12 protein-coding genes and 1 pseudogene are annotated in these 15,782 nt (G+C 75.0%); 9 read left to right on the top strand and 4 right to left on the bottom strand.

The window, feature by feature from the left end; genetic code table 11:
• Window positions 1-63: 63 nt before the first annotated feature.
• From ACIRQY_RS08260 to ACIRQY_RS08245, 4 genes and pseudogenes are all read left to right on the top strand, one after another.
• Window positions 64-1,518 carry a hypothetical protein gene (locus tag ACIRQY_RS08260; RefSeq protein WP_351794729.1) on the top strand — a complete coding sequence of 485 codons (1,455 nt, stop codon included), beginning with the start codon at window positions 64-66 and terminating at the stop codon, window positions 1,516-1,518.
• A 306-nt stretch (window positions 1,519-1,824) separates the two neighbouring features.
• Window positions 1,825-3,279 (top strand): alkaline phosphatase PhoX, encoded by a 1,455-nt coding sequence (locus tag ACIRQY_RS08255; protein WP_403923014.1) that lies wholly within the window; start codon window positions 1,825-1,827, stop codon window positions 3,277-3,279.
• 54 nt (window positions 3,280-3,333) lie between these two features.
• Window positions 3,334-3,972 (top strand): annotated as a pseudogene (locus ACIRQY_RS08250) (GntR family transcriptional regulator); the annotation flags it as partial.
• Between the two features lie 230 nt (window positions 3,973-4,202).
• On the top strand, window positions 4,203-5,222 hold the full coding sequence (locus ACIRQY_RS08245; protein ID WP_351794724.1) for a 1-aminocyclopropane-1-carboxylate deaminase: 1,020 nt from the start codon (window positions 4,203-4,205) through the stop codon (window positions 5,220-5,222).
• A 324-nt stretch (window positions 5,223-5,546) separates the two neighbouring features.
• On the opposite strand, the gene ACIRQY_RS08240 is transcribed toward ACIRQY_RS08245, so the two are convergent.
• Together ACIRQY_RS08240 and ACIRQY_RS08235 are read right to left on the bottom strand one after the other, a co-directional pair.
• Window positions 5,547-6,779: a TerD family protein gene (locus tag ACIRQY_RS08240; protein WP_403923012.1), complete on the bottom strand. Its 1,233-nt coding sequence runs from the start codon at window positions 6,777-6,779 to the stop codon at window positions 5,547-5,549.
• A gap of 36 nt (window positions 6,780-6,815) precedes the next feature.
• Window positions 6,816-7,055, bottom strand: coding sequence for a hypothetical protein (locus ACIRQY_RS08235; protein ID WP_403923010.1), 240 nt, complete (start codon window positions 7,053-7,055; stop codon window positions 6,816-6,818).
• Between the two features lie 126 nt (window positions 7,056-7,181).
• Between ACIRQY_RS08235 and ACIRQY_RS08230 the strand changes: the two genes are divergently transcribed.
• Window positions 7,182-8,147: an AraC family transcriptional regulator gene (locus tag ACIRQY_RS08230; RefSeq protein WP_403923008.1), complete on the top strand. Its 966-nt coding sequence runs from the start codon at window positions 7,182-7,184 to the stop codon at window positions 8,145-8,147.
• A 341-nt stretch (window positions 8,148-8,488) separates the two neighbouring features.
• On the opposite strand, the gene ACIRQY_RS08225 is transcribed toward ACIRQY_RS08230, so the two are convergent.
• Entirely contained in the window at window positions 8,489-9,298 is an 810-nt protein-coding gene (locus ACIRQY_RS08225) for an NAD-dependent epimerase/dehydratase family protein (protein ID WP_403923006.1), read from the bottom strand.
• A 216-nt stretch (window positions 9,299-9,514) separates the two neighbouring features.
• On the opposite strand from ACIRQY_RS08225, the gene ACIRQY_RS08220 reads away from it, so the two are divergent.
• The gene (locus tag ACIRQY_RS08220) at window positions 9,515-10,447 is read left to right on the top strand and encodes a 5-dehydro-4-deoxyglucarate dehydratase (RefSeq protein ID WP_403923004.1); all 933 of its coding nucleotides are present in this window, start codon (window positions 9,515-9,517) and stop codon (window positions 10,445-10,447) included.
• Complete coding sequence (locus tag ACIRQY_RS08215; protein ID WP_403923002.1) at window positions 10,444-11,589, top strand: hypothetical protein; 1,146 nt, start codon at window positions 10,444-10,446, stop codon at window positions 11,587-11,589. The genes ACIRQY_RS08220 and ACIRQY_RS08215 overlap by 4 nt, the downstream gene beginning before the upstream one ends.
• A gap of 170 nt (window positions 11,590-11,759) precedes the next feature.
• Here ACIRQY_RS08215 and ACIRQY_RS08210 read toward each other — a convergent pair whose 3' ends face one another.
• On the bottom strand, window positions 11,760-12,560 hold the full coding sequence (locus ACIRQY_RS08210; protein ID WP_403923000.1) for a GntR family transcriptional regulator: 801 nt from the start codon (window positions 12,558-12,560) through the stop codon (window positions 11,760-11,762).
• Window positions 12,561-12,859: 299 nt separating this feature from the next.
• Here ACIRQY_RS08210 and ACIRQY_RS08205 point away from each other — a divergent pair, with 299 nt between their 5' ends.
• Together ACIRQY_RS08205 and ACIRQY_RS08200 are read left to right on the top strand one after the other, a co-directional pair.
• Complete coding sequence (locus tag ACIRQY_RS08205) at window positions 12,860-14,284, top strand: amidohydrolase (protein WP_403922998.1); 1,425 nt, start codon at window positions 12,860-12,862, stop codon at window positions 14,282-14,284.
• A complete protein-coding gene (locus ACIRQY_RS08200; protein WP_403922996.1) occupies window positions 14,281-15,756 on the top strand; it encodes an APC family permease in 1,476 nt (491 codons plus the stop codon). Before ACIRQY_RS08205 ends, ACIRQY_RS08200 begins: the two co-directional genes overlap by 4 nt.
• Window positions 15,757-15,782: the final 26 nt, after the last annotated feature.

Raw genomic sequence — 15,782 nt, 5'->3', positions numbered from 1 at the left:
GGCCCGTCCCCTGAGCCCCCTTCGTCCTTCCACCCCCGTACGTCCCCGTCGAGGAGCCCCCACATGTCAGCGGAGCACCCCACCCTTCCCCCCGTTCGGCTCCGTGCGGACGCGGAGCTGGCGCGGGACGCCCTGGCCGCCCCCCTCCTCGCGCGGGCGGTGCTGCTCGCCCGCTGGGCCGGTCCCGACACCCGGGTCGACGCGGGCGGCGAACTCGTCGACGAGCAGCTCCCCGAGGCCGCCGCGCTCCTCGGCCTCACCCCCGACGAGGACGGCGAACTGGCGGCGGGCGACGCCTGGCGGCTCGCCGTCGACACCGGCCTCGTGGAGGTCAAGGACGGCACCGAGGGCGAGGACGGCGACACCCCCGGCAGCGCCGCGCCCGGCGAGAACCTCGCCGTCGTCACCGGCGGCTCGCCCCAGGACGTCCTCGCGCTCTGGCTGGACGGCTTCGACGCCGTCTTCGGCGACGCCGTCGCCCCCGTCATCGACGACCTCGACGCACTCGTCGGCGAGGACGGCGAGATCGACATCGAGGCCCTCGACTGGGACCCCGAGAGCGAGGCCGAGTTCCTGGAGGGCGTCCTCGGCAACCTCTACCTCCTCACCGTCAGCGAGGCCGCGCCCGACGAAGGCCCCGTGCCGCTGCCCGCCCTCGCCGCCTCGATGGTCGTCCCCGACGACATGGGCGAGCCCACCGACGACGTCCTGGAGCAGGTCTCCGACGCGATGATGCGGCTGGACGAGCAGTTCCAGCTGCTCGCACCCATCGGGCTCGTCGAGTACCAGCCCGTCGACGAGGCGCTGATGGCCGAGGAGGGCGAGGAGCCCGCGCCGCCCGTCGACGACGAGGACGTCACCCGCTACGGCATGGTCCGCCTCACCCCGCTCGGCCTCTACGGCGTCCGGGCCCGGATGCTGGACGCCGGGGTCGACGCGCCCGCCGTCGGCGACCTCGCCGACAAGGGCGCCGACGCGCTCCTCGACGGCATCGCCGTCTACCCCGAGGCCGCCGCGCGCGAGGAGACCGCCGCCTGGCTGGTCGGCCGGGACGCGCTCACCGCCGCCCGCGAGCTGCTGCACGCCGCCCGTGGCGCGGACGCCGGATCGCCGCTGCGCCGCCTGCACTGCCAGCAGACGCTGTCCCTGGTCGGCCCGGAGGCGGAGCCCGCCGTACGGGAGGTCCTGGACGACGCCGAACTCGGTGGCCTGGCCCGGGTCTGGCTCGCCGAGCGCGGCGCCGCCGACGTGCCCGCGCCGCCGGAGTCGATGGTCTTCTGGCTGGCGATCGACACCATCGCCGCCCAGCTCGACGCGGACGGCGACCTGGAGGAACTCCAGGAGCTGGTCGAGGGGCTGACCGGACGGCACAGCGGCTTCTTCGAGGCGGCCTGGCGGGTGCCGCACCCGGCGACGGCGGAGGTCCTGGAGGCGATGGGACGCCTGCACCGGGACAAGACCTCGGCGAAGGAGGCCCGCAAGGCCGCCTTCAAGGCCCGCTCCCAGCGCTCGAACTGACCGGACGGGGCGCACGGGCCCGCCGCGCGGACGCGCGGGCCCGCGTCGGGCTCGCCCCGCGTCGGGCTCGCCCCGCGTCGGGCTCGCCCCGCGTCGGGCTCGCCCCGCGTCGGGCTCGCCCCGCGTCGGGCTCGCCCCGCGTCGGGTGGCGGCCCGCGCGGGGCACCGGCCCGACCCCGGCCACGTACGCACGGCGCACCGCCACCGGTCGTGACCGGCGGTGTTCCCGTGGTGTTCAGACGCCGTTCGCGGCGGCGCGGGAGGGTGGCCCGCGAGAATCGGCCACCACAGGGAGAACGCCACACCATGCCCCTCAACCGCAGAGAGTTCACCAAGCAGTCCGCCGTCGCCGGTGCCGGGCTCGCCCTCACCGGTGTCGTGGGCGCCCTCGCCACCGCGCCCGAGGCCCTCGCCTCCGACGAGCCCGAGGCGTACGGCCCCGGCCACGACAAGGACCACGGCCACGGGCACGACCACGGGCACGGACACCGGATCGGCTACGGGCCGCTCCTCGCCGATCCCGAGGGGATGCTGGCGCTCCCGGCCGGATTCTCGTACCGCGTCGTCACCCACAGCGGGGTGACCCGTCTGGAGTCCGGCGAGTTCACCCCCTCCAACCACGACGGCACCGCGGCCTTCGCGGGCCCGCGCGGCACCACGTACCTGGTCAACAACCACGAGCTCAAGGGCACCCGCGACAAGTGGGCCCACCCCGTGCCGCTCACCGAGGGACTCGTCTACGACCCGGCGGCCTCCGGCGGCTGCACGGTCGTCGAGGTGCACCGCGACGGCACCGTCGCCGAGTGGGTCGGCCTCGCGGGCACCTCCACCAACTGCGCCGGCGGCCGTACCTCCTGGGGAACCTGGCTGACCGGCGAGGAGAACTCCGACCGCGCCGGGGTCAACGGCATGACCAAGGACCACGGCTACATCTTCGAGGTCGACCCGCGCGACCGGCGGGCCAACCGCGCCCCCAAGCCGGTCAAGGCCTTCGGCCGCTACGACCACGAGGCCGTGGTCGTGGACCCGAAGCGGGGCCACGCGTACCTCACCGAGGACGCCTCCAACCCCAACGGGCTGCTCTTCCGCTGGACCCCGCCGAAGGGCTTCGAGCACGGCCGGGGCAGGCTCCGCGCCCTCGCCGACGACGCCGGGGTGCTCCAGGCGTTCAAGTGCGTCGACCCGGCGGGCCGGTTCGTGGACGACCTGTCCCGGGCCACCCGGATCGGCACGGTCTACGGGGTGGACTGGGTCGACGTCCCCGACCGCGACGGCCGCACCACCTCCGTCCGCAAGCAGTTCGCCGCCGGTGAGGTCACCCGGGCCCGCAAGCTGGAGGGGATGTGGTGGGCCGACGGCGGCGCCTACGTCGTCTCCTCGTACGCGCGCGCCGAGAGCCCCGGCGCCGCGCACGACGGCCAGGTCTGGTTCTACGAGCCCAAGCGCCGCACCCTCACCCTCAAGGTGCTGCTCGGCGTGAACGCGAACCCGGACGAGGACGGCGCCTTCGACGGCCCCGACAACATCACGGTCTCCCCGTACGGCGGGCTGGTCATCGCCGAGGACGGCGAAGGGGTCCAGCACCTCTTCGGCGCCACGGACTCGGGCCGTACGTACCCGATCGCCCGGAACGACCTCAACGACAGCGAGTTCACCGGCGTCACCTTCTCGCCGGACGGTGACACGCTGTTCGCCAACATCCAGGAACCGGGCATCATGGTGGCCGTCACCGGACCCTGGCGCCGCCAGCCCCGCCGCTGAGGCCGGAACCGACCCCTGGTCAGCTCCATGGACTGACATCTAACATGTCAGTCCATGGACGCCTTACGGCCCGTGGGCCGGACCCTGCTGCGTGACCGCGCCTACGAGGCGCTGCGCGAGGCCATCGTGCGCGGTGACCTCGCCCCCGGCGCCCCCCTCAAGGACGCCGATCTCGCCGCACGGCTCGGGCTCTCGCGCGCACCCGTGCGCGAGGCCCTGGCCCGGCTCGGCGACGAAGGACTCGTCGAGTCCAAGCCACAGAGCTACACCCGGGTGACCCGGCCGGTCAGCCGGGTCGTCAGGGACGCCGCCTCGGTGGTGCGGGTGATGCACGAACTCGCCGCCAGGACCGGTGTGCCGCTGCTCGGCCCGGAGGGCATCCGGACCATGCGCGAGGCCAACGAGCGCTTCGCCGCGGCCGTCCGCGCCTCCGACGTGGAGGCGGCCCTGCGCGCCGACGACGAGCTGCACCAGGTGCTCGTCATCGCCAGCGGCAACCACGCCGCCGCCGCGACGATCGCCCGGTACACCCCCCTGATCCGCCGCGTCGAGCGGCGGCTCTTCGGCGACGCGGGCAGCTGTGGCTCGGCCGAGCTGCACGCCCGGCTCATCGAGGCGTGCGAGGCGGGGGACCCGGCGGAGGCGGTACGGGTCACCACGGAGATATGGGCCGCCCTCGAACAGCTCGCGGACGACGCCATCGAGGTCGCCGAGGTCACGGGGATACCGGCACCGCCCGGGACGGGGACCGAGGCGGGTGCGCCACTCCCGCCCGGGCCGCCCGGACGCTCGGGGCCGTCCGCGTCCGGAGCGTCCGGTGCGTCCCGCCCGTCAGGGGCCGTGGGCGGGTCCGGAGCCGCGCCGCCGGGGCCGTAGCGCGTCCAGGAACGTCGACCAGCAGCCGTCACTCACCGGGAGCCGCTTTGCCGATCACCGACTTCGAACGCTATCCGCTCCTCTTCGGGCCCTCGCCCGTCCACCCCCTCGAACGGCTCAGCCACCACCTCGGCGGCGCCACCCTGTGGGCCAAGCGCGAGGACTGCAACTCCGGCGTCGCGTACGGCGGGAACAAGACCCGCAAGCTGGAGTACCTGGTCGCGGACGCCCTCGCGCAGGGCTGCGACACCCTCGTCTCCATCGGCGGGGTCCAGTCCAACCACACCCGTCAGGTCGCCGCCGTCGCCGCCCGCGCCGGGCTGCGCTGCGTGCTCGTCCAGGAGAGCTGGGTCGACTGGCCGGACGCGGTCTACGACAAGGTCGGCAACATCCTGATCAGCAGGCTGGCCGGGGCCGACGTCCGGCTGGTGCGGGCCGGTTTCGGGATCGGCTTCAAGGAGAGCTGGGAGCAGGCCCTGCGCGAGGTCGAGGAGGGCGGCGGGAAGCCCTACGCGATCCCGGCGGGCGCCTCCGACCACCGGCTCGGCGGCCTCGGCTTCGCCAACTGGGCGTACGAGGTGGCCGAGCAGGAGCGGGAGCTCGGCGTCTTCTTCGACACCGTCGTCGTCTGTTCGGTGACCGGCTCCACCCAGGCGGGCATGGTGGCGGGCTTCGCCGCGCTCGCCGAGGAGGGCGGCAGGGCCCGCCGGATCGTCGGGATCGACGCCTCCGCGAAGCCGGTGGAGACGCACGGGCAGGTCACCCGGATCGCCCGGGACACCGCCGCCCTGATCGGTGTCGAACGCCCGGTGACGGAGGCGGACGTCGAGCTGGACGAGCGCTACCACGGCGGGGTGTACGGCATCCCGGACGAGGCCACCCTCGACGCGATGCGGCTCGCCGCCCGCACCGAGGGCATGGTCACCGACCCCGTCTACGAGGGGAAGTCGATGGCGGGCCTGATCGACCTGGTGGACCGGGGGGAGATCGGCGGGGACTCGACCGTGCTCTACGCCCACCTCGGCGGCCAGCCCGCCCTCAACGCCTACAGCGCCCTGTTCTCCTAGGGCGTGTTTCGAAAGTCCCGCCTGCCTGGCGACGCCTGGCACGCACGCTCGCCGCGTTGTCGGGATCACCCCGATACATCCAGTATCGGGGCGACCCTCCGCCTTGCGATCGCACGCACCAGACGCCGCCAGGCCTGCCCTCCGGGCAGACGGCGCCACTTTCGAAACACGCCCTAGCCGTTCCCCTCCGGGCTGCTCTCCGGGAGCTGCCCTCCCGGCCGTTCCCCGGACCGTTCCTTCCGGCCCGGCGGGTCCCGTCCGACCCCGGGCAGGACGGCGCCCCGGGTCGGACGGGACCCGGGGCGCGTCCGGCGGGCCGGTCGCTCAGAGTGCCTGCGCGGCCGGCTTCACCATGCCCCGGACGGTCCGCGACTTCACGAACTCGCCCATGGCGGTCATCTCCCACTCACCGCTGAACTGCTTGATCAGCTTGGCCATCATCACGCCGGTCTGCGGCTCGGCGGTGGTGAGGTCGAAGCGGACCAGTTCCTCACCGGTCGCCGCGTCCATCAGCCGGCAGTACGCCTTGGCGACCTCGGTGAACTTCTGGCCGGAGAACGAGTTGACGGTGAAGACCAGGCCGGTGGCCTCGGCCGGGAGCCGTCCCAGGTCCACGACGATCACCTCGTCGTCGCCCGCGCCCTCACCGGTGAGGTTGTCGCCGGAGTGCTTGACGGAGCCGCCCAGGATGGCCAGCTTGCCGAAGTAGCAGCTGTCCAGGTGGTTGCGCTGGGGGCCGTACGCGATGACGGAGGCGTCCAGGTCGATGTCCTTGCCCCGGTACGCGGGCTCCCAGCCGAGGCCCATCTTGACCTGGGACAGCAGCGGGCGGCCGTTCTTGACCAGGGACACCGTCTGGTTCTTCTGGAGGCTGACCCGGCCCTTGTCGAGGTTGATCTTGCCGGTGGAGACCGGTGCGGCGGCGGCCGGGGGAGCGGGCGGCACGGGGGCCGCGATCCGGGGATCGGCCGGGGCGACGGGCGGGGCCACCGGCGCCGCGACCGGCGGTGCGGCCTGGGCGGCGGGCGCGGGGGCCGCCGGGGCGGCGGCGGGCGTGTCGTCCACCGAGACGCCGAAGTCCGTCGCGATGCCCGCGAGCCCGTTCGCGTAGCCCTGGCCGACGGCGCGGGCCTTCCACGCGCCGTTGCGCAGATAGAGCTCGACGACCACGAGCGCGGTCTCACCCGCGAGCCGGGGCGGGGTGAAGGTGGCGAGGACGCTGCCGTCGTCCGCGTTGCGCAGGGTGGCGGTGGGCTCGACGCCCTGGAAGGTCTGTCCGGCGGCGTCGGGGCTCGCGGTGACGACGATCCGCTCGACACCGGCCGGCAGGGCGGCGGTGTCCACCAGGATCGCGTCGGGGGCGGTGCCGCCGCCTGAGCGGTAGGTGACACCGGGTCCGGACGGCTGGTTGTAGAAGATGAAGTCGTCGTCCGAGCGGACCTTGCCGTCGGCACCGAGCAGCAGGCCCGAGACGTCGAGCCGCACGGGGGCGGCGACGTCCACCGCCACGCGCGCGGCGGTGAGAGGGATGTTCGAGCCGGGGGTCATTGCGGTCATGCCAGGGGTAACGAACCGGGCACCTTTGCCGTTCCCTTACTTCCGTCCCGTTCGGCCACTCCGGTGACGGGGACGGTCCCTGGCCTGGCGTTCGTCGCCGAAGCGGTGCGCCCCGGTCCAGCGGGCCACGGCCGGCTGGGCGTTCCCGGTCCCGGCCTCGGCGAGGAACTTCGCGGCACGTGCGCCGCGCGGCACGCCCGCGGTGCGGCCGAGGTGGGTGAGGACGACGGAGCCGTCCCGGCGCTCCTCGTGGGCGGACCCATGGGGTCGTGGCATGACGGGCATCCTGCCGTTCCCGGTCGGATCCGTCCTATGAATATTCTTTCGACGGTGGGTGCGGTGGGGGTTGAAAGGCTGGTGTGACCAGTGGGAACAGGGGACGGTGGGGTTCCGGCGGGCCCCGTGGACGGCAGCCGCTTCCGGACGCGGGACGTGGACGAGGCGCGCGAGGAACTGGACGCGCGCTACTACACGAGCCGGATGGACGTCGTCGACCGGGAGCGGCGCCCTTTCGCGGCGCGCTTCGACATCGTCGTGCTCGGCCCGCTGGTCATCGGTGACCTGAGCTGCGGGACGGACGTCCGGATGAGCTTCGGCGAGCTGGGTGCGTACCACCTGAACGCGCCGCTCGGCGGCACGATGGAGATGCGCCAGGGCGGCTCGCCGGTGGTCGCCACCGCCGGGCGGGCCCTGCTGCTCGACCCGGCGGGGGACACCTTCCTCGACCGGTGGAGCGGGGACTGCCGGACGCTCGCCGTGAAGGTCGGCGCCGACGCCCTGCGCGACCGGCTCGAACAGCTCGTCGGCCGTCCGCCGCGCGGTCCGCTCGCCTTCGCGCCCGCCCTGGACATCACCCGGGGGCCCGGTCTGAGCTGGGTCCGCTTCGCCCGCCGGGTCGCCGCCGAGGCGCTGGTGGGGGAGGGCCTGGCCCGGCACGAGCTGGTGGCGGGCCCGCTCCAGGAGGCCCTGCTCAACGGACTGCTGCTCGCCGCCGAACACCCCTGGCGGGATGCGCTGGCGCACCCGGGGGAGCCGCGCCGCCCCGCCCCGGTCAAGCGGGTGATGGACGCGGTGCGGGAGCGGCCCGAGCACCCGTTCACCACCACCGAACTCGCCGCCCTGGCCCGGGTGAGCGTGCGCCGCCTCCAGGAGTCGTTCCGGGAGTACGTGGGGATGTCCCCGATGGCGTACGTGCGGGAGGTCCGGCTCGACCGGGTCCGCGAGGAGCTGCGGGCCGCCGCGCCGGACGAGGTGAGCGTGAGCGAGGTCGCCTGGCGCTGGGGCTTCGGCCACCAGGGGCGGTTCGCGGCGCGTTACCGGGAGAAGTACGGCGAGTCCCCGTCCCGCACCCTGCGCGCGGGGCGCTGACGGCACGGGCCGCCGGTGGCGCGGGGCCGCCGGGGAGAACGGTCCGGGTGGAGCGGGCGGCGGTGGTGCCGGTGGCGGGCCGCCGCGCCGCCCCGGCGGGGGACGGCCACGGGCCCGCGCGGCACCCCGTCACGCGCCCGCCCGGTGCCTCCGCGCCCCGCGTGCCTCCCGGCGCACCTCGCCGCGCATTCCGGACAGGTGCCGCGTTCCGCGGCTCGCGATGATCTTCGGCCGGGCCTACGGTGGGTGGGTCAGGAGCGCTCGCGCTCCCGTGGCCCGGGACCTGGCCGGCTCCCCCGTATCAGTCGGCCGGGTCCCGCGCGGGTCCGCCGCCCGCCCGTTCAGTGCGGCCACCGGGGCGGGTCCACGCAGAAGCCGCCCCCCACGTAGAGGTCCTCGGCGCTGCCCTCCGGGGGGAGCCCGTGCGCGGCCACGAGCCGCTCCGCGTACGGCTCCGAGTCGTCCCGGGGCACGTATCCCAGCGCCCGCGCGGTGGAGAGGTCCCACCACGCGCGCGTGTTGGCGGACGAGCCGTACACCACGGTGTGGCCGACGTCCTCGGCGGTCAGGGCCGCGTGCAGCAGCCGGGCGCAGTCGGCGGGGCTGAGCCAGGTGGACAGCATCCGCACCGAGGTGGGCTCGGGGAAGCAGGAGCCGATCCGGACGGAGACGGTCTCGGTGCCGTGCAGGTCCCAGTGGAGCTGGGCCAGGTCCTCGGCGAAGCACTTGGACAGCCCGTAGAAGGTGTCGGGCCGGTGCGGGGTGCCGACCGGGACGAGCGGCTCGCCCCCGCGCGGGCGCCGGGTGAACCCGACGGCGTGGTTGCTGGAGGCGAGGACGACCCGCCGGACGCCCTCCTCGCGGGCCGCCTCGTACAGATGGTGGGTCCCGGTGACGTTGGCCGCGAGGACCTTCTCGAAGGTCGACTCCAGGGAGATACCCGCCAGGTGCACGATCGCGTCCACGCCCCGGACCGCCTCGCGCAGCGCGGCGCGGTCCGCGAGGTCGGCGACGACCGCGTCCGGCGCGCCCGGCACCGGCCGGACGTCCAGGAGGCGCAGCTCGTGGCCGTACGGGGGCAGCAGCTCCCGCATCATCGTGCCGATGCCTCCGGCGGCGCCGGTGAGCAGAACGGTGCGGGGTGCGGACATGGGACTCATTCCCTCAGCTGGGTGCCATTCACAACCGTGGACACGCTAGGGAGGCTCCGAAGGGGCGTCAAGGGGCGGGTCCTGTCGTCCGGTTCCGTCCTTGACCGGCTCGGACGGGCTGAACTAGCGTGCGCGGGGATGCTGTTCAAGCATATGGATGACAGTCAGGACTGTGCACAGGACGGCTGTGCGCACAGGACTTCCCCGGGAGCCCCCGTGACCCCTGCCCCGCTCGCCGACCGGCTCGACGGCCTGCTGTTCTTCCCCGTCACCGCCTTCGCGCCCGACGGCTCCGTCGACCTCGACGCCTTCCGCGCCCATGTGCGCGCGGGCGTGGACGCCGGGGCCGGGGCCGTCTTCGCCTGCTGCGGCACCGGCGAGTTCCACGCCCTCGCCCCCGAGGAGTTCCGGGACTGCGTCGCCGCCGCCGTCGAGGCGGCCGGGGGCCGGGTGCCCGTCGTCGCGGGCACCGGCTACGGCACCGCCCTTGCCGTCCGCTACGCCCGGCTCGCCGAGGAGGCGGGCGCCGACGGACTCCTCGCCCTGCCGCCTTACCTCGTCGTCGCCGACCAGGCGGGACTCCTCCGCCACTACACCGAACTCGCCGCGGCCACCCCGCTCGACGTCATCGTCTACCAGCGCGACAACGCGGTCCTCACCCCCGGGACCGCCGTCGCCCTCGCCCGCACCGACGGGATCATCGGCCTCAAGGACGGTGTCGGTGACCTCGGCCTGATGCAGCGGATCGTCAGCGCCGTCCGCTCCGAGGGCCTCGGCCTGCTCTGCTTCAACGGCCTGCCGACCGCCGAACTCACCGCCACCGCCTACCGGGGCATCGGCGTCACCCGCTACTCCTCCGCCGCCTTCTGCTTCGCCCCCGACCTCGCCCTCGCCTTCCACCGCGCCCTCACCACCGGCGACGACACCATGGCGGACCGGCTCGTCGACGTCTTCTACCGGCCCCTCGTCGAACTCCGCGACAAGGGACGCGGATACGCCGTCTCGCTCGTCAAGGCGGCGGTACGGGAAGGCGGTCAGGACGTCGGCGGGGTGCGGCCGCCGCTGAGCGAACCCGCGCCCGAGCACGTCGAGGAACTCCTCCGGCTCGTCGCCCGCGCCCGCCGTCTCGTCCGGGAGGCCGGAGCGTGAGGGCCGGAGCGTTCGTCTACCCCTGGGACGTCGACGGCGACCCCGCCGCGCCCGGCCTCCTCGCCGGACTCGGCCTCGCGCAGGTCACCCTCGCCGCCGCCTACCACTCCACCCGCGCCCTGACCCCCCGCCACCCCGCCCACCGGATCGTCACCGCCGCCCACGCCGCCGTGCTCTACCCGCCCGATCCGGACCGCTGGGCGGGCCGCGCGCTCCACCCGTACCCGGCGGGGGAGTGGGCCCCCGGCGACGCCTACGGGCGGGCCGCCGACGCCCTCGCCGCCACCGGCCTCGACGTGCACAGCTGGGTCGTCCTGGCGCACAACTCCCGGCTGGGCGCCGAACATCCCGAGACCTCCGTCGTCAACGCCTACGGCGACCGCTACCCCTGGGCCCCCTGCGTCGGCCGCCCCGAGGTCCGCGCCCTCCTGGCGGACCTGGCCGCCGAGGCCGCCGTACGGCCCGGCGCCTCCGGCACCGAACTGGAGTCCTGCGGCTGGTACGGCCTCGCCCACCTCCACGCCCACGACAAGACGGGCGGCGTCCCGCTGGGCGACCGGGAGCAGTACCTGATGTCGCTCTGCTTCTGCTCCTCCTGCCGCGAGGGGTACGGGGCCGGGGGCGCCGACCCGGACGAACTGGCCGCCGCCGTGCGCGCCGCCCTCGCGCCCGTCTGGGCCGGGGCGGGACCGGTGGAAGGGCTCGGCGCCCTGGAGGGCCCGGCCCTGGCCTGGCGCGCCGGGACCGCCCGCGCCTTCCAGGAGGCCGCCGTCGCCGCCGTACGGGCCGCCGCCCCGCCCGGATTCCGGATCCTGCTGCACGCCGACCCGGACCCGTACCGCTGCGGCGCCGACACCGGTACGGACCCGGCGCACGTCCTGGGCCTCGCGGACGGGGTCGTCGCCCGGCCGCCCCGGGTCGCGCACTTCGCGGCCCACGCCCGCCGGGACACCGTCCTCGCGGTGAACCTGCCCGTCGTCACCGGCATGGGCGGCGCGCCCGCCCGCCTCGCCGACGACGCCCGCGGGGCCCGCGACGAGGGCGCGACCGAACTGCGGCTCTACCACGCGGGCCTCGCCTCGGACGAGGACCTGTCGGCGGTCCGCACGGCGCTGGACGCACTGGCGCGGGACGCGTTCTGAGGGACCGTCGGGGGCTTGTGCCGGGGCCGGATCGAACGGCTCCGGCGGCACGCGCCCCTGACGGTTCTCGGGGCCGGGCCCGCGCCCTTCTGGTGCTCGTCCCCGCGACCCGGTCCGTCCCGTGCCGGGCGCCCGGCCGGTCGCGGGGGTCGCTCCGGGGTCGGACGGGCTCAGCCCGCGTCCGTCTCCGCAGCCGTTTCCGCAGCCGTTTCCCCGTCCGTCTCCGTTTCCCCGTCCGTCCCCGTCCCCGTCTCCGTCTCCGCGTCCGGGGTCCCGTGCGGGGTCCCGGCCTTGGCGGACAGCAGACGGGCGGTCGAGGCACGGGTGTCCGCGACATGGGCGCGGGCCAGTGCCTCCGCCGCGTCCTCGTCGCCGTCCCGGACCGCCTCGTAGAGGCGCTCGTGCGCCCCGCACATCGGCTCGCCGTCCGACTGCGCCGAGGTCAGCCGGAAGAGCCGCCGCAGCCGTGAGTCGAGCGGGGCCATCAGGTCCACCAGGAGCGGGTTCCCGGAGAGTTCGACGATCCGCCGGTGGAAGTCGGCGTTGAGCGAGACGGCCTCACGGAGCCGCCCGGACTCCGCCGCCCTCCTGGCCCTCGCCAGGAGCCGCTCCAGGTCCCGCAGCCGCGCCGGGTCGGCGTGCCGCGCCGCGAGGCGGGCGGCCAGCCCCTCCAGGTTCTCCCGTACGTCGAAGAGGTACGCGGCCTCCTCGGGGCCGAAGTCCGCCACCACCGAGCCCCGGCGCGGCTGCACCGACAGGAACCCCTCCGTCTCCAGACGCTGCATCGCCTCGCGCACCGGCACCCGGGAGACCCGCAGCTCGTCGGCGATCTCCCGCTCCACGAGCCGCATGCCCGCCGGGTACTCCGCCTCGATGATCCGCTCGCGCAGCTCCACGTAGACCCGCTCCCGCAGGGACGTGTGGGTGTCCCCGATGGTGGCGGCGCGGTCGGCGGGGCGGTGGACGGTCATCGGGCGGCTCCAGACGGGACGGGCGGGGGCGGTGGTCGTGGGGGCGGCGCCCGGCCGGTGCCGGGGGCGGGTGCCCGGGGAGGCGGCGGGCGGTGCCCGGGGCCGTGCTGCTCCGATCTTCGCAGACGGGGCCGTGCCGGGGCGCGGGGGCCGGAGGCGGGGAAGGGCCCCGGAAACTCAGCCGACGTAAACCATTGCCTGGTATTCGGTATACCAGCTAGCTTGGCGCCGCACCGCGCTCACCAGGGGAGACCTCGACAGGCTCCTTCGAGCCGAATGGAATCCGCGAAGGAGCAGCCATGAGCGAGGCCCCGGCCCCGCCGCCGACCAGCCCTGTCCCCACCGACCACACCTGCCCCACCGGCCATACCGGACCTGTCGGCCACACTGGACCCACCAGCCACACCGGACCTGCCGACCGCATCGAACCTGTCGGCCACATCGAACCTGTCGGCCACACCGACCCCAGCAGCCCGACAGGCCCCGAGCGTCCCGCCCTCCTCGTCGGTGTGACCCTTCCCGACGGCCGCGCCGCCGACGTGCGGCTGTGCGACGGGCTCGTCCACGCCGTCGAGGACCACGTCCCCGGCCGCCCCCTGCCTCCCGGTGCGCTCCACCTGGGCGGCGTGCTCCTGCTGCCCGCCCTCGTCGACGGCCACGCGCACCTCGACAAGACCCTCCTCGGCGCGCCCTGGCGCCCGCACCGCGCCACCGCCACCCTGCGCGAGCAGATCGAGGCCGAACGGGCCTCCCGGCACACCGAGGACGTACCCGTCGCCGTCAGGGCCGCCGCCCTCGCCCGCCGGATGGTCTCCCTGGGCACCGGCCACGTCCGCTCCCATGTGGACGTCGACCCGGACACCGGACTCGGCCATCTGCACGCTCTCCTCGGCGTCCGCGAGGACTTCCGCGACCGGCTCGGCATCCAGCTCGTCGCCTTCCCGCAGAGCGGTGTCGTCACCGCCCCCGGCGTCGCCGACCTCCTCGACGCGGCCCTCGCCGACGGCGCCGACCTCGTCGGCGGGCTCGACCCCCTCGGCTTCGACGGCGACGCCGACGGCCAGCTCGACATCGTCTTCGGTCTCGCCGCACGGCACGGCAAGGGCATCGACCTGCACCTCCACGACGGCGGCGAGGCCGGTACCGCCCAACTGCGGGACATCGCCGCCCGTACCGCCGCCCTCGGCATCGGCGGCACGGTCGCCGTCAGCCACGCCTACGCCCTCGGCGAGGTCGGCGACGCCGAACTCGACCGCACCTGCGCCGCCCTCGCCACCGCCGGGGTCGCGATCATGACCAACGGGCCCAGCGGTCCGATGCCGCCCGTCACCCGCCTGCGCGAGCACGGCGTCCGGGTCTTCGCGGGCTCCGACAACATCCGTGACACCTGGTGGCCCTACGGCACCGCCGACATGCTCGAACGCGCCACGGTCATCGGCCTCCGCGCCGGACTCATGACCGACGCCGAACTGGCCGCCGCCGCCTCCCTCGTCACCGACGGGGCAGCCGCCGCCCTCGGCCTCACCGGGTACGGCCTCGCCCCCGGCAGCCGCGCCGACCTCGTCGCGGTCGCGGCGGGCTCGGTCGCGGAGGCCGTGGCCGCCCATCCCCGCCGTCTGCTCGTCCTGCACGCCGGACGGGTCGTCGGCCCCTTCACCGACGACCCGTACCCCCACCCCGTACCCCCGTCCGCCCCCCACCCGTCCGCCGGAGCCGCGAGATGACCACCGACACCCCGCCCCGGATCACCCCGTCCGCCACCCCGGCCCCCGCCACCGGACAGCTCGCCTCCGGCCGGATCGGCACCTTCGACCTGGTGTTCTTCGTCGTGGCCGCCGCCGCGCCGCTCACCGTCCTGGCCGGGGTCGCGCCCTTCGCCATCGGCATCGGCGGCCCCGGCGCCCCGCTCGCCTATCTGGTCTCCGGCGCCCTGCTCGCGCTCTTCGCCGCCGGGTTCACCGCGATGAGCCTGCACGTCCGCAACGCGGGAGCCTTCTACGCGTACGTCGCCCGGGGCCTCGGCCGTACCCTCGGCGTCGGCACCGCCTACGTCGCCGTGGTCTCGTACAACCTCGTCACCCCCGGTGTCGCCGCCGCCTTCGGCTACTTCGCCGCCGGGTCGATCCGGGACTCCACGGGCGTCGACGTGCCCTGGTGGCTGCTCTCCGGGATCTGTGTCCTCGGCGTCGGCGTCCTCGGCTGGCTCAAGGTCACCCTCAGCGCCAAGGTCCTCGGGATCGCCCTGGTCCTGGAGGTCCTCTCGCTCGTCGTCATGGACGGCGGCATCCTCGGCGAGCGCGGCACCGCCGCCCTCGACCCCGCCTCCTTCTCCCCCTCGACGCTCGCGGCGGGCGGGGTCGCGGGAATGTTCGTGCTGGTCATCGGGGCCTTCACCGGCTTCGAAGCCACCGCGATCTTCGCCGAGGAGGTACGCGAACCCCACCGGACCGTGCCCCGCGCGACCTTCCTCGCGATCGGCTTCCTGGCCGTCTTCTACTCCCTCGGCTGCTGGCTGATCATGGGCGCCTTCGGCACGGACCGGGCCGTCGAGATGGCCCGCGCCGCCGACGGCCCCGATCTGACCTTCCGCGCCGCCGAACTGTACGCGGGCCCCTGGCTGGCCGACGCCATGCACGGGCTCATCGTCGTCAGCGCCTTCGCCGCGACGCTCGCCTTCCACAACGCCGCCGCCCGCTACCTCTACGCCCTCGGCCGGGAGTGCCTGCTGCCCCGGCGGCTGGGCAAGGTCTCCGGCAGGCACGGCTCGCCCGGCGGGGCCGTCGTCGCCCAGACCGTCTTCAACACCGCCGTCATCGGCGCCGGGGTGCTCCTCGCCGCCGACCCGTACGGCGAGGTCTTCCTCTGGACCAACAGCGTCGGCGTCCTCGGCATCATGGGGATGCAGGCGCTCGCCGCGCTCGCCGTCTGGTCCTACTTCCGGCGCGACCGGCGCGGCCTCTCCGCGTTCCGGGTGGTCTGGGCGCCCCTGGTGTCCTGTGCGGGCCTCGCGGTCCTCACCGTCCTCGCGGTCGTCCACTTCGACCTCCTCACCGGCCGCACCGGCGCGGTGAACACGGCCCTCCTCGTCCCCCTCCCGCTGGTCCTCGCCGCCGGTCTCGCCGTGGCCCTCCGCATCCGCCGCACCGACCCGGCCCGGTACGCGTCCCTGACCACGGTCGACGTGGAACGGGACTGACCCGGAAAACCCGGATGCCCCCTCCC

Source organism: Streptomyces sp. NPDC101490 (genome assembly GCF_044767145.1).
Classification (GTDB): Bacteria; Actinomycetota; Actinomycetes; order Streptomycetales; family Streptomycetaceae; genus Streptomyces.
Note: the sequence above shows the minus strand (reverse complement) of the source record. Positions and strands in the feature narration are given on the sequence as shown.